General features: G+C 60.9%; 12 protein-coding genes. 1 reads left to right on the top strand and 11 read right to left on the bottom strand.

The window, feature by feature from the left end; genetic code table 11:
- Positions 1–2: 2 nt before the first annotated feature.
- The 11 genes from ACYF6X_RS23285 to ACYF6X_RS23235 all read right to left on the bottom strand — a co-directional run bounded on the left by ACYF6X_RS23285 (position 3) and on the right by ACYF6X_RS23235 (position 11,508).
- Positions 3–956: an ABC transporter permease gene (locus ACYF6X_RS23285; RefSeq protein ID WP_130018489.1), complete on the bottom strand. Its 954-nt coding sequence runs from the start codon at positions 954–956 to the stop codon at positions 3–5.
- 1 nt (position 957) lies between these two features.
- The gene (locus tag ACYF6X_RS23280; RefSeq protein ID WP_063991754.1) at positions 958–1,947 is read right to left on the bottom strand and encodes an ABC transporter permease; all 990 of its coding nucleotides are present in this window, start codon (positions 1,945–1,947) and stop codon (positions 958–960) included.
- Entirely contained in the window at positions 1,940–3,439 is a 1,500-nt protein-coding gene (locus ACYF6X_RS23275; RefSeq protein ID WP_063991753.1) for a sugar ABC transporter ATP-binding protein, read from the bottom strand. The genes ACYF6X_RS23280 and ACYF6X_RS23275 overlap by 8 nt, the downstream gene beginning before the upstream one ends.
- Positions 3,440–3,544: 105 nt before the next feature.
- Positions 3,545–4,531 carry an autoinducer 2 ABC transporter substrate-binding protein gene (locus ACYF6X_RS23270; protein WP_033636379.1) on the bottom strand — a complete coding sequence of 329 codons (987 nt, stop codon included), beginning with the start codon at positions 4,529–4,531 and terminating at the stop codon, positions 3,545–3,547.
- 329 nt (positions 4,532–4,860) lie between these two features.
- A complete protein-coding gene (gene gdhA / locus ACYF6X_RS23265) occupies positions 4,861–6,204 on the bottom strand; it encodes an NADP-specific glutamate dehydrogenase (protein ID WP_460924773.1) in 1,344 nt (447 codons plus the stop codon).
- Positions 6,205–6,403: 199 nt separating this feature from the next.
- Positions 6,404–6,841: a universal stress protein UspA gene (uspA, locus tag ACYF6X_RS23260; protein WP_004930988.1), complete on the bottom strand. Its 438-nt coding sequence runs from the start codon at positions 6,839–6,841 to the stop codon at positions 6,404–6,406.
- A 267-nt stretch (positions 6,842–7,108) separates the two neighbouring features.
- Complete coding sequence (locus ACYF6X_RS23255; protein ID WP_063991750.1) at positions 7,109–8,017, bottom strand: LysR family transcriptional regulator; 909 nt, start codon at positions 8,015–8,017, stop codon at positions 7,109–7,111.
- Positions 8,018–8,065: 48 nt separating this feature from the next.
- Positions 8,066–8,647, bottom strand: a complete 582-nt coding sequence (locus tag ACYF6X_RS23250) for a DUF924 family protein (RefSeq protein ID WP_197817126.1) — start codon at positions 8,645–8,647, stop codon at positions 8,066–8,068.
- Positions 8,648–8,652: 5 nt separating this feature from the next.
- Positions 8,653–10,407, bottom strand: coding sequence for a monovalent cation:proton antiporter-2 (CPA2) family protein (locus ACYF6X_RS23245; RefSeq protein WP_130018490.1), 1,755 nt, complete (start codon positions 10,405–10,407; stop codon positions 8,653–8,655).
- Positions 10,400–10,669 (bottom strand): hypothetical protein, encoded by a 270-nt coding sequence (locus tag ACYF6X_RS23240; protein ID WP_063991747.1) that lies wholly within the window; start codon positions 10,667–10,669, stop codon positions 10,400–10,402. Before ACYF6X_RS23240 ends, ACYF6X_RS23245 begins: the two co-directional genes overlap by 8 nt.
- A gap of 65 nt (positions 10,670–10,734) precedes the next feature.
- Positions 10,735–11,508, bottom strand: a complete 774-nt coding sequence (locus ACYF6X_RS23235) for an SDR family oxidoreductase (RefSeq protein WP_107227998.1) — start codon at positions 11,506–11,508, stop codon at positions 10,735–10,737.
- Positions 11,509–11,947: 439 nt separating this feature from the next.
- On the opposite strand from ACYF6X_RS23235, the gene uspB reads away from it, so the two are divergent.
- Positions 11,948–12,283 (top strand): universal stress protein UspB, encoded by a 336-nt coding sequence (gene uspB / locus ACYF6X_RS23230; protein ID WP_016930435.1) that lies wholly within the window; start codon positions 11,948–11,950, stop codon positions 12,281–12,283.
- The last annotated feature ends 15 nt before the right edge of the window (positions 12,284–12,298 follow it).

The following is a 12,298-nucleotide window of genomic DNA, read 5'->3' as shown; positions in this document are numbered from 1 at the left end:
CCTCAGGCTTTTCGATTCTGTAACGCGATAAACAGGATCAGCACGCCGCCCCACAGGGCCATGGTCAGGTAGCTGCTGACCCCCAGCAGATTGAGGCCGCTTTCCAACATTTGCAGCACGATCAGCGCCAGCACCAGCCCCAGAATACGGCCGAAACCGCCGTCCGGATTAATGCCGCCCAGCACCGAGGCCAGAATGGTCACCAGCAGATAAGATTCGCCGTAGCCGGCCTTGGCCGAGTTGAACTTGGCCATCATCAGCAGCGCGGCGCCCCAGCCGAGCAGCGCCGACAGGATATACACCGCGATCTGCACCCGCGCGGTATTCACGCCGCTAAAGCGGGTGGCCTGCTCGTTGGAGCCGATCAGGTACAGGCTGCGGCCCAGCGTGGTGTGCTCCAGCAGCAGCCACAGCCCGGCCGCCACCAGCAGGAACAGGATCAGCGCCACCGGCACGCCGAGCACGGCGCCGTTGCCGAGAAATTGAATCGCCGCCGGGAAGCCGGAGATCACCGCGCCGTTGGACAGCAGGATATTCAGGCCGGTGATCAGCGTCATGGTGCCGAGCGAGGCGAGGATCGGCGAGACGCCGATCCAGGCCACCAGCGCGCCGTTCAGCGCACCGATCGCCATCGCCACCAGCAGGCCGGCCAACAGCGCCAGCACCAGGAACAGCGGCTGGTCGGGATGGCTGACGATGATCGCCGCCATCACCAGCGAACAGGCGTTGGCGCCGGCGATGATCGACAGGTTGATGCCGCCGGTCAGCATGGTGATGCCCATGCCGAGCGCCAGCAGGCCGAGGATCGGCAGCTGCGAGGCGATCGACTGGAAGTTGCCGAGGCTGAAGAAGCGCGATCCGAGCAGCCCGGCGAAGAGCAGCGCCACCGCGATGATGATCGCGCCCTGCAGGCGAATGATCCGATCGCTTGGGATCAACCGAGTTAACTGCGTCATGTCAGATCTCCTTGAGCAGCTTGCGTTTTTCGTTCCAGGCGGTGGTGCTGATGCTGATCAAAATGATCGCGCCGCTGAACACCTGGTGCCAATAGGCCGAGACGCTGAGCAGCGTCAGCCCGTTTTGCAGGAAGGCCAGCAGCACCACGCCGAGCAGGGTGCCGGTCAACGAGCCGCGGCCGCCGCTCATGCTGGTGCCGCCCAGCACCACCGCCGCCAATACCGTCAGCTCGAAGCCGAGCAGAGAATTGGGGGCCACCGACTGGGTAATCTGCGCCTGCACCACCGCCGCGACGCCGGCCAGAATGCCCATGTAGCCGTAGACGCAAAAATGCAGCCGCAGCAGGTTCAACCCCAGGCGCGATGCCGCGTCGCGGTTGCCGCCCATGGCGTAGATCTGGCGCCCCAGCCGGGTGCGGTTCATCAGCACGCCGGTGACGACGATGGTCGCCAGCAGGCACAGCAGCGGCAGCGTCAGGCCGTAGTCGTAGCCGTCGGCGCCCTGGAACGAGAACCAGTTGATACCGTTCATGAACCAGTCCGGGAAGCCGTACAGCCAGGTGCCGTTGGTGACGTACACCAGCAGGCCGTAGAACAGGTTAAGGGTGGCGATGGTGATGATGATCGCCGGCACTTTCAGCCAGTACACCAGGAAACCGTTCACCAGCCCGAGCAGCAGGCCGACGCCAATCGCCAGGGCGAACGCCAGCGGGAAGCTGCCGCCGTGCTGGATCACCCAGCTGGCCATCACATACTGGGCGATGGCGGTGACCGCCGGGAACGAAATGTCGATGCCGCCGGCGATCAGCACCACGAACAGCCCGCAGGCCAGGATGCCGAGAATGGCGTAGCTGGTGGCGACGTCGGTCAGGTTGCCGAGCGTCAGAAATTCGTCGGTGCCGGCGCTCAGGCCGATCGCCAGCAGCAGCACCAACAGGCCGAGATAAAACTCGTGCCGCCCCGCCAGGCGGGCCAATAATGACTTATCCATTCACCACCTCGGCGATCTGTTGCTCGGTACTCTGGTGCGGCGCAAACTCGGCGATCAGTTCGCCCTTGCGCATCACCATCACCCGATGGCTGTTGTAATAGGCTTCCGGGATCTCGTCGCAGATCATCAGCACCGCCATGCCCAGCTGCGCCAGATCGCGGGCGATCTGGTAGATCCCCTCTTTGTTGGCGATGTCCACGCCGACGGTGGGTGAGTCGAGGATCAGGATCTTCGGCTGGGTCGCCACCCATTTGGCGATGGCGATGCGCTGGGCGTTGCCGCCGGACAGGGTTTTCACCGGCAATGCGCTGTCGGACACCTTGATGTTCAGATCGCGGATCAGCCGGTTGACCAGCTCGGTCGCCTTGGCGTGATCCAGCAGCCCGAGCGAGGTATGCAGCCGATCGAAGACGGTGACGATGGTGTTGTCGTAGATCGATTGTTCCATGATCAGCCCCTGCGTCAGGCGATCCTCCGACACATAGCCGATGCCGTGGCGCACCGCTTCGCGGTTGTTGTGCAGTTGCACCGCCCGGCCCTCGATGCGGATCTCGCCGCTGTCGGGTCGCGTCATGCCGAACAGGCTGAGGCACAGTTCGGTACGGCCGGCGCCGAGCAGGCCGACGATAGAGACGATCTCGCCGCCGCGCAGCGCCAGATTGACGTTGCGGTATTTCTCGCCGCGGCTGAGGTTGCGCACCTCGAGCAGCGGTGCCTGTTCGGCCGGCGGCAGCGGCGGCAGCGGGCTGTAGTGGAAGCGTTGGCCGGTCATCAGGAACGCCAGTTCATGGCTGTCCAGTTCGCTGGCCGGCCAGGTGCCTACCAGCTTGCCGTCGCGCATCACGCTGATGCGATCGGCGACTTCCATCACTTCGTCCAATCTGTGGCTGACGAATACCACGCAGATGCCGGCCGCCTTCAGCTCGTTGACCACCCGCAGCAGGCCGTCGACCTCCTGGCGGGTCAGCGAGGCGGTCGGTTCGTCCATGATAACCAACCGCGCCTCGGCGGCGATGGCGCGGCAAATCGCCACCAGCTGCCGATCGGCGATCGACAGTTTTTCCACCTTTTTATCGGGATCGATGCGTATGCCGACCCGTGCCATGGCGTCGAGTGCCGTCTGGCGCATCACCCGCTTGCGCACCCAGAAATGGCCGCCGGGCAGGTAACGGTGGATGGCGATGTTCTCCGCCACCGTCAGGTTGGGGAACAGCGACAGGTCCTGGTAGATCACCTGTATGCCGTAATAACCGGACAGCTGCGGCGTCAGGGCGTGGAAGAGTTTGCCTTCCAGCGAAATGTTGGCGCCTTTTTCCGGCTGATAGACGCCGGAGATGATTTTAATGATGGTGCTTTTGCCGCAGCCGTTTTGCCCGGCCAGGCAGTGCACTTCGCCTTTATTCAGCGTCAGGTTGATCTGGTCTAATGCCAGCACGCCTGGGAATCGCTTGCTGATATTCTCCAGGGTGATAAATGCGGGGGAGGCTGTCATAACGTTAACCTGTGCTTGCGTAGCGGCCGAAGCCCTGGGCGCAGCAATGCTGCGCCCCTACGAGGGTTTAACTACTTTCCCGGTGTGGCGAAATTACGCGAAAAATCAGAATCCAAGCGATTGGGCGTTGTCTTTGGTCACTTCCAAAATCTTATTAAACCGAATCACTTTGTGTTCCATGTCGACGTCGGCCTTGCCGAGGCCCTCGATCGACAGGTCCTTATTCACTTCCTTGCCCTGCAGCAGCTGGTCGGCCACCGTCACCAGCGCATAACCGGCGTCTTTCGGATCCCACAGCAGCGCTTTCTTGATGTCGCCGCGCATCAGGTAAGGGGCGGCCTGCGCCGGCATGGCGATGCCCACTACCGCGATCTTGTCCTTGGCGCGTTTCTTGGCCACCGCCTGGCCGGCGCCGATCGGGCCGAGCGAGCCGAAGCCGATGATGCCCTTCATCTGCGGATAGGTTTTCATCAGATCCAGCGTGGTGGCGTAAGATTTGTCGATGCTTTCCGCCACCGGCAGGCGCGAGGTGACTTCAAACATGTCCGGGTATTTTTCTTTCTGGTATTTGATGGCGGAGTCGGCCCAGGCGTTGTGCAGCGGCACGGTCAGCGAGCCGACGTAGATCGCGTAGCCGCCTTTGCCGCCCATGTCTTTCGCCAGCTCATCGACGTTGGCCTGCGCGTATTTCTCGCTGTCGATGGTCTCGATGTCCCACTGGCCGATCTGCTGGTCCGGGGATTCATGGGTCAGCACCACGATGCCTTTGTCGCGCGCTTTTTTCAGCACCGGCTCCAGCACCTTGGCGTCGTTCGGCACCACGATGATGGCGTTGACGTTCTTGGCGATCAGATCCTCAATCACCTTGACCTGCGCGGCCGGATCCGGCGTAGAAGGGCCGGTTTGGTAGGCGTTGACGTCGAGTTTTTTCGCCGCTTCGTTGACGCCCACTTCCATGCGGTTGAACCACGGAATGCCGGTCACTTTAGCGACCACGGCAATCTCATACTTATCAGCGGCGAACACAGGTGTTGTCGATAACATGCACGCAGAAACCACACATGCATTTAATAATGCGAGGTTAAATTTCATTAGCTGTACCTTTTTTTATCTGTAGGGGTGGCGGTTTTTCCACCGCTGCAGATTACAAAGGAATGGAAGAGGGGGCGTAGCTGAAGTTAATGAAATGTGATCTGCGCACATTTAAGTAAAATAATGACATATTTAATGTTAAATAAATGTTTAATTATTTGATGGTGGTAAATTTACTACCGATTAAGAAGCAATAAATAACCTATTATTAACTTTTATTTAACGTGTCGGCATCATTTTGATGGCGTGAAAGCATAAAAAAATGCCGGCGCAGAGGCCGGCATTGAAGCATTTAATCGATGTGTGAACAAGATCACCTTTAAGGCGGATTACAGCACGCCCTGCGCCAGCATGGCGTCCGCGACCTTGACGAAACCGGCGATATTCGCGCCGTGCACGTAGTGGGTTTGCTTGCCTTCGCCGCCGTATTCCACGCAGGCGTGGTGAATATCGGCCATGATATGTTGTAAACGTACATCCACTTTCTCTGCCCGCCAGCCGATGCGCGCGGCGTTTTGCGCCATCTCCAGCCCCGAGGTGGCCACCCCGCCGGCGTTGGCCGCCTTGCCCGGCGCGAACAGCACGCCGGCGTCGAGGAAGGCGTCGGTGGCCTGGATGGTGGTCGGCATGTTGGCGCCTTCCGCGACCGCTTTCACCCCGTTGCGGATCAGCGTCTGCGCCGCCTCGAGATCCAGTTCGTTCTGGGTGGCGCACGGCAGGGCGATATCCACCGGCACGTTCCACGGCTGCTGGCCGGCCAGATAGGTCAGGCCGCGTTCGCGGGCATAGTCCGCCACCCGGCCATAACGCTGGTTTTTGATCTCCGCCAGGTGCGCCAGCTTCTCGGTGGTGAAGCCGTCTTCGTCCACCAGGGTGCCGCCGGAATCCGACACGGTGATCACGCGCGCATCCAGTTCCAGCGCTTTCTCTATGGTGTACTGCGCCACGTTGCCGGAGCCGGATACCGCCACCCGCATGCCCTCAAAGCCCAGGCCGTGGCGCTGCAGCATGGCGTCGGTGAAGTACACCAGACCATAGCCGGTCGCCTCGGGGCGGATCAGGCTGCCGCCGAAGGAGAGACCCTTGCCGGTAAATACGCAGGCGGTATTGTTGGACAGTTTTTTCATCATGCCGGCCATAAAGCCGACTTCGCGGCCGCCGACGCCGATATCGCCGGCCGGCACGTCGGTGTCCGGCCCCAGATGGCGGTACAGCTCGGTCATCAGCGCCTGGCAGAAGCGCATGATCTCGCCCTGGCTTTTACCCTTGGGATCGAAATCGGAACCGCCTTTGCCGCCGCCCATCGGCAGGGTGGTCAACGCGTTCTTGAAGGTCTGCTCAAAACCGAGGAACTTCAGGAGCGACAGGTTTACCGACGGGTGGAAGCGCATGCCGCCCTTGTAGGGGCCGATGGCCGAGTTGAACTGTACGCGGAAGGCGCGGTTGACCTGCACCTGGCCGCGATCGTCCACCCAGCTGACGCGGAACTGAATGACGCGCTCGGGCTCCACCAGGCGCTCCAGCAGCGCCTGTTCGCGATAGCGCGGGTTGCGTTCGATAAACGGCCACAGCGAGGTGAATACTTCGCGCACCGCCTGCAAATATTCCGGCTGGTGGGGGTTATGGCGTTGTAACGAGGACAGGAAAGACTCTACCGATACGGCATATTCCATGGATAACTCCTTTTCGCATTAAATTTCCCCCGCTATTTCTTATAGATATGGGTATAGGCGATGCCCGGGGGAGGATGTTGTGTCTTTAGCGACTATATCATCGGAGGGCGGTTGATTATCAAGCGATTAATCGGCATGGCGGCATGAAAAACGCCCGCAGGGCGCGGGCGTTGAGCAATTAAGTTAGCAAGTGCTTACTTTATTCGTCTTCTTCATCGCGCAGCGGCACGATCAGCATATCGATGTGCACGGTATTGATCAGCTGGCGAGCGGAAGACATCAGCTTGCTCCAGAAGTCCTGGTGGTGGCCACACAGCACCAGGTCCATGTCGTATTTCTTGATGGCATCGACCAATACCTGCGCCAGATCGCCGCTGCCGCTCAGGGTCTCGGTGATCGGGTAGCCGGCGTTCTGCGACAGCTCGGTCAGCGCCTGATGGGTTTCCTCGGAGATGCGTTTTTGCATGTCGCCGAGATTGACGTCGATAAGGCCGGTATAGAGGTCGGAATAGTTGACATCGACGTGGATCAGAGAAACTTTAGCGTTGTACGGCCGCGCCATCGAGACGGCTTTTTCTACCAGGATCTTGCTTTCCGGGGATAGGTCCACCGCGATCAGTATGTGTTTGTAAGCCATAAGAATACTCCTTCCATAAACATGCCGATTAAAAAGGGTTAGCAGGCGTTCCGTTTACCCGCCTGGCGCTTTTGGTTCCATAGTATCATTCGGATAACGCAATGATATGTTGGGGCGATCACACTGCGCCGCATCGAAAATCTCTCCGCCCGATACCTTTCGTTGTACACCCGCGCGGCGTAAAAGCCTATGGGTTATGCGGATGCTGACGGTCTGACCGCTTGAATTATAAGCGTTATTAAACAAAGTATAGCGCTAAATGTGCAATCAGCGCTCCAGATGCGGCTGCAGCAGGCTTTCAAACCACTCATGAAACACCGCCAGGCGGCGCGATCGCTGGCGGCGATGGGGGTAGATCAGGGCGATCGGCATGGAGGCGGCGCGGTAACCGGGCAGGACTTCTACCAGTTCACCGGCGTCGAGCAGGTGTTGCACGTCGTAGCGCGGGATCTGCATCAGCCCCAGCCCGGCGCGGCAGCAGGCGATGTAGCTTTCGGCGTTGTTGACCACCACCCGGCTGGGCAGTTCGAGCCGTTGCGTATGGCCGTCGTCGGTCAGGTATTCCCAGGGGGACTCACGGCCGGTTTTGGGCGAGGCGTAGCCGATGCTCCAGTGCCCCTCGACGAGATCGCCGGGCTGGCGCGGATGGCCGAATTCGCTCAGGTAGGCGGGGCTGGCGCAGTTGATCAGCGCGATATGGCCGAGCGGGCGCATCACCAGGCTGCTGTCGTGCAGATCGCCGACGCGCACCGCGCAGTCGACCCCTTCCTGGACCAGATCGATGGCGCGATCGGCGGAGCCGAGTACCAGCTGCAGATGAGGGTGGCGCCGCAGCAGGCCGGGCAGCGCCGGGGCGATCATCCGGCGGGCGATGCGGCTCGGCACATCGACGCTGAGCCGGCCGGAGGCCTGGCGCTGGCTGGCCTGAAATGACTGATCGATGTCTTCCACCTCGGCCAGCAGCGGGCGCAGCCGCTCGAGCAGCTGTTCGCCGTCGGCGGTCAGCCGCACCTGCCGCGTGGTGCGGTGCAGCAGGCGCACGCCCAGCTGCGTTTCCAGTTGTTGCACGGCGGCGGACACCGAGGCGCGCGGTATCTCCAGCGCATGGGCTGCCCGGATAAAGCTGCCCATTTCCGCCACCTGTACGAATACGCGGTATTGATTGAATCTGTCCATTGGTGCGCCTGTATTGTCCTTGTTGTTGTTTAATGTCTTCCAGCGGAGTTATCCGGAAAACCCTCCTTGTTCCAGGAAGGCTTGCTCCTGCTCAGTCGTATCGCGCAGCAGCAGCCGATTGCGATGCGGGAAACGACCGAAACGGCGGATGATATCGCGGTGCTCCTCGGCATGCGCACGTTCGGCCGACCCCAGTTGAGAGTTTAGCGCTACGGACAGATCCTGATCGGCGAGATTTTCCGAGTGGGCGAACGGCAGGCAAAAAAACAGGCGCAACGCCGGCTCGACGGCCTGCATGTAGCTCGCCGTAACGGCGATGCGGGCGAAGCGGCGCGCCAGCGGATCGGTGGCGTACATGTGGGCGGTATTGCGAAAAGCATTGCGTGGAAATTGGTCGAGCAGGATTATCAGCGCCAGCGCACTTTCCGGCGCTTTGAGCCAGTCGTCACGTTCACGCCGGGCCGCCGCCAGATGCAGGCCCAAAAAGCGTGTACGAAAATGTTGGTCGAAGCGCAGATCCTGCCGGAACCATTGACCGGCGCCAGCGTCTCGCCAAAACCGAATCATCTCATCGGCCGTTTGATTATCGGCCGCGAGCGCATCGCTGCGCCGGCGGAAAAAGGTCTGCATGCCAGTCATTCCTTCTTCGTTTTGGTCGGCGCATTGCCCAAAATCATCGATGTGCCGGCGTAAATGCCGCCGGACACTTCCATCGCCAAACGTTCGGCGTCCTTGCGCCGTAGTTCGGCCATCAGGTCCGTAGCGGTTTCCGGATCGGTGCCCAATGCCATGACGGCCTCATGCCCGAAAGACATGGCGGACTCGAAGGTGGCGCGAATTTGGTAATCCACGTCGGCCTTGATCAAAGCGATGGCATGTTCGCGATCGTAAGCGCGAGCCAGCACGCGGGCTTGTGGGAAATGGCTTTTGGCGTGTTCGACAATCTGCGTGGCAGCGAGCGGATCGTCAAGGCAAACCAAGATGGCGCGGGCGTGATCGGCACCTGCCGCATGCAGCACATCTATGCGTGCGCCGTCGCCATAGTAAACCTTGAAGCCGAATTCTTGCGCGTCGCGGGCAACCTGGGGTTCGTGGTCGATGATGGCGATATCGGCGCCCATCGCCAAAACGTGCTGGCTGACTATCTGGCCAAAGCGGCCGAATCCGACGATCAGCACGCTGTTGGTCAAGCCTGCGGGCTGTTCAGCGCCGTCCAACGAGGCGCCGGACGAGGCGCGCAGCCGTTGGTGAATCAGCACCACCAGCGGTGTCAACGCCATCGACAGCACCACGACGGCCGTCATGTTGGCGTTGGTTTCCGCTGGCAGCACATGGTTGGCCAGCGCGGCGGCGAACAGCACAAAAGCGAATTCTCCCCCTTGTGCCATGAGCACGGCACGGTCGAGAGCATCGCCGTGCGAGCTTCTCGCCAACCGCGCCACGCAGTAGATGCACAGGCCTTTGATCAACATCATCGCCAGCACGCCGCTGACGATCAGCGGCCAGTTGCGCGCCACCACGGCCAGATCGAGCGACATGCCGACGCCGAGGAAGAACAACCCCAACAGCAAACCGCGAAAGGGCTCAATGTCGGCTTCGAGTTGATGGCGGAACGTCGATTCCGACAGCAGCACGCCGGCCAAAAAGGCGCCCATGGCCATGGAGAGGCCACCCAGTTGCATCAGCAAAGCGGCGCCGAGCACCACCAGCAGCGCGGCTGCGGTCATCACTTCGCGCGCTTTGGCGTTCGCCAGAATGCGAAACAGCGGATTCAGCAGCCAGATGCCGGCCGCCACCAGCGCGGCCAGCGCACCGGCGGCGATGGCGATGCCGCCCCAGGCGGAACCGGATACCGGCGTTGATGAATCGGCCGGCGCGAGGAACGCCACCAGCGCCAGCAGCGGGACAATCATCAGATCTTCAAACAGCAATACGGCGACGATTTTCTGCCCGCGCGGGCTGGCGATGTCGCCGCGCTCGCCCAACAGCTGCATGACGATGGCGGTAGACGTCAGCACGAACCCCATGCCGCAAACGAACGAGATGGCCAGTGAAAAACCGAAGACCACGCCGATGGCGGTGAGCAGCAGCCCGCAGCTCAACACCTGCAGGCTGCCCAGGCCGAAAATGTCGCGCCGCATGTTCCACAGATGAGAAGGCCGCATCTCCAGGCCGATGACGAAGAGAAACATCACCACCCCAAGCTCGGCGGTGTGCAGGATGGTCTGCGCGTCGTTGAACAAACCGAAGCCGAACGGCCCAATCGCCAAACCGGCGGCCAGATAACCCAGCACCGAACCCAGCCCCAACCGTTTGAACAGCGGCACGGCCACCACCGCGGCGCCCAGTAGCGTCACTACGTTGAGCAGATCGCCGGCGCTTTCAGACATGAACGAGGCGCCAGAATACCAGCGCGGCGATGGCGGCGGGGATCGCGAACACCAGCAGCAGGATCGGCAATTCTGCCCGCACGCTGTAGCCCGCGTGGGCGACGCCCACCCACATATTGACTCCTGCGATCAGCAGCCAGGCCGGCACGAAAATTTTGGCCGCCAGCGCCATACCCGCCGCGCTGGCGCCCCAGAGCCAGCCAAACAGCACGAACACTCCCAGGAGAACCACGCCTCCACCAATAACCATCAGCATGTGCATTGCAATATCCTCTACGCTGCGCTTTCTGGCTGGGGCGGTGCCAGACGCGCCGCCCCCATTCAGCGTTATTTGGTGGTGTAGCCGCCGTTGATCAGGATGGTTTGGCCGGTTATCCACCAGCCGTCGCTGACCAGGTGGCGAACGAACGGCACCACATCCTGGATGTCGGTCAGGCCGGTTTTACTGAACGGTGACAACGCGGCTGCGCTTTGGTGATACGCCACTGCATCGGCGCCTTCGGCCGGATAGAAGAACGGCGTATCCATTGGGCCCGGGCCGATGGCGGTCACGGAGATGCCGCGTTCACCGAACTCTTTGGCGGCGGCGCGGGTGAAGTGTTCCACCGGCGCCTTGGTGCCGGCGTACGCGGCGTAAAACGGCGTAAAGGCGCCGAGCAGCGAAGTGACCAGCGTGCAGATTTTACCGTTGTCGTTGAGATGCTTGCCCGCCTCTTTCAGGAAGAAGAACGCGCTTTTGGCGTTGACCGCCGTCATCTCGTCGTACTCGGCTTCGCTGATGTCGACCATGGGTTTTTTCAGCACTTTGCCGACGGTATTGATGGCGATATCCGGCTTGCCGACGGCGGCGACCGCATCGGCGAACAGCTTCTCGACGGCGTCCGCGGTGGTCAGATCGGCCTGCAGTGCGACGCCTTGCGCCCCGGCGGCCTGGATGGCGGCGACGGTCTTATCCGCCTCGGCTTTGGAGGCGGCGCTGTTGTAGTGGATCACCACCGCTTTGGCGCCTTGTTCCGCTAAATCGCGTGCGATCAGCCCGCCGAGATTTTTGGCGCCGCCGGCGATCAGGACGGTTTTTCCTTTGATTGAATGATTGGCCATAACAGTTTCCTTGGGTGCGGGTGAATGTAACGGAAACTTGAGTCTAACCAGCGTTGGGCGAAAGATCAGCGGCGTGGGGCGGGATAGACTATCCAGGAAAAACGACTAATTGCAGACGGACGGTTATCACTTATAACGGCCCGGTGGGTGACTTCCCGGCGCGTGGCGGTAAATTTTATCCACTGATCAGGCCAGTTTGCGTTTCATTAACCTACAATGATGGATATGGGCCTCATCATTTCCCCTCTGAGTGGAACCTCGCTGTGCAAATCTCTCTGTGCGGTGCGGTAACGTCTCCGGAGGCGGTGGGTTATGGGCGTGGCCCGTGCAGGCAAAAAAAGGGATGAGAGCGGTAAGCTCCAGCAGAGTATCGGGTAATGAGGTAGGGCGGTTGGACCCGGCGGATGGCCGAGGATAACAACGCCTTGAGGGGGCAATCATGATCAGTACCGTCGCGCTGTTTTGGGCCTTATGTGTGGTGTGTGTGGTAAACATGGTGCGGTATTACTCTTCTCTGCGCGCGCTGCTGGTGGTATTGCGCGGCTGTGACCCGTTGCTGTACCAATACGTCGACGGCGGCGGTTTCTTCACCGCCCACGGGCAACCCAGCAAGCAGCTGAGGCTGGTGCGCTATATCTTCGCGCAGCGCTATGTCGAGCACCACGATCCGGAGTTTATTCGCCGCTGCGAGCGGGTGCGCGGGCAGTTTATGCTGACCTCGGCCCTGTGCGGCCTGGTGGTCATCAGCCTGATAGCGCTGATGATCTGGTATTAATGCCTTTCTGTTTCC

This window comes from Serratia sp. ID 25-353 (assembly GCF_054792795.1).
This window is presented reverse-complemented; position numbering and strand designations above follow the sequence as displayed.

Excerpts from the sequence above, each read along its gene's own strand:
- ACYF6X_RS23245 (WP_130018490.1), bottom strand. The coding sequence starts at position 10,407 with ATGTCTGAAAGCGCCGGCGATCTGCTCAACGTAGTGACGCTACTGGGC.
- ACYF6X_RS23235 (WP_107227998.1), bottom strand. The coding sequence starts at position 11,508 with ATGGCCAATCATTCAATCAAAGGAAAAACCGTCCTGATCGCCGGCGGC.
- ACYF6X_RS23240 (WP_063991747.1), bottom strand. The coding sequence starts at position 10,669 with ATGCACATGCTGATGGTTATTGGTGGAGGCGTGGTTCTCCTGGGAGTG.
- uspB (WP_016930435.1), top strand. The coding sequence starts at position 11,948 with ATGATCAGTACCGTCGCGCTGTTTTGGGCCTTATGTGTGGTGTGTGTG.
- uspA (WP_004930988.1), bottom strand. The coding sequence starts at position 6,841 with ATGGCTTACAAACACATACTGATCGCGGTGGACCTATCCCCGGAAAGC.
- ACYF6X_RS23270 (WP_033636379.1), bottom strand. The coding sequence starts at position 4,531 with ATGAAATTTAACCTCGCATTATTAAATGCATGTGTGGTTTCTGCGTGC.
- ACYF6X_RS23285 (WP_130018489.1), bottom strand. The coding sequence starts at position 956 with ATGACGCAGTTAACTCGGTTGATCCCAAGCGATCGGATCATTCGCCTG.
- gdhA (WP_460924773.1), bottom strand. The coding sequence starts at position 6,204 with ATGGAATATGCCGTATCGGTAGAGTCTTTCCTGTCCTCGTTACAACGC.
- ACYF6X_RS23280 (WP_063991754.1), bottom strand. The coding sequence starts at position 1,947 with ATGGATAAGTCATTATTGGCCCGCCTGGCGGGGCGGCACGAGTTTTAT.
- ACYF6X_RS23250 (WP_197817126.1), bottom strand. The coding sequence starts at position 8,647 with ATGCAGACCTTTTTCCGCCGGCGCAGCGATGCGCTCGCGGCCGATAAT.
- ACYF6X_RS23255 (WP_063991750.1), bottom strand. The coding sequence starts at position 8,017 with ATGGACAGATTCAATCAATACCGCGTATTCGTACAGGTGGCGGAAATG.
- ACYF6X_RS23275 (WP_063991753.1), bottom strand. The coding sequence starts at position 3,439 with ATGACAGCCTCCCCCGCATTTATCACCCTGGAGAATATCAGCAAGCGA.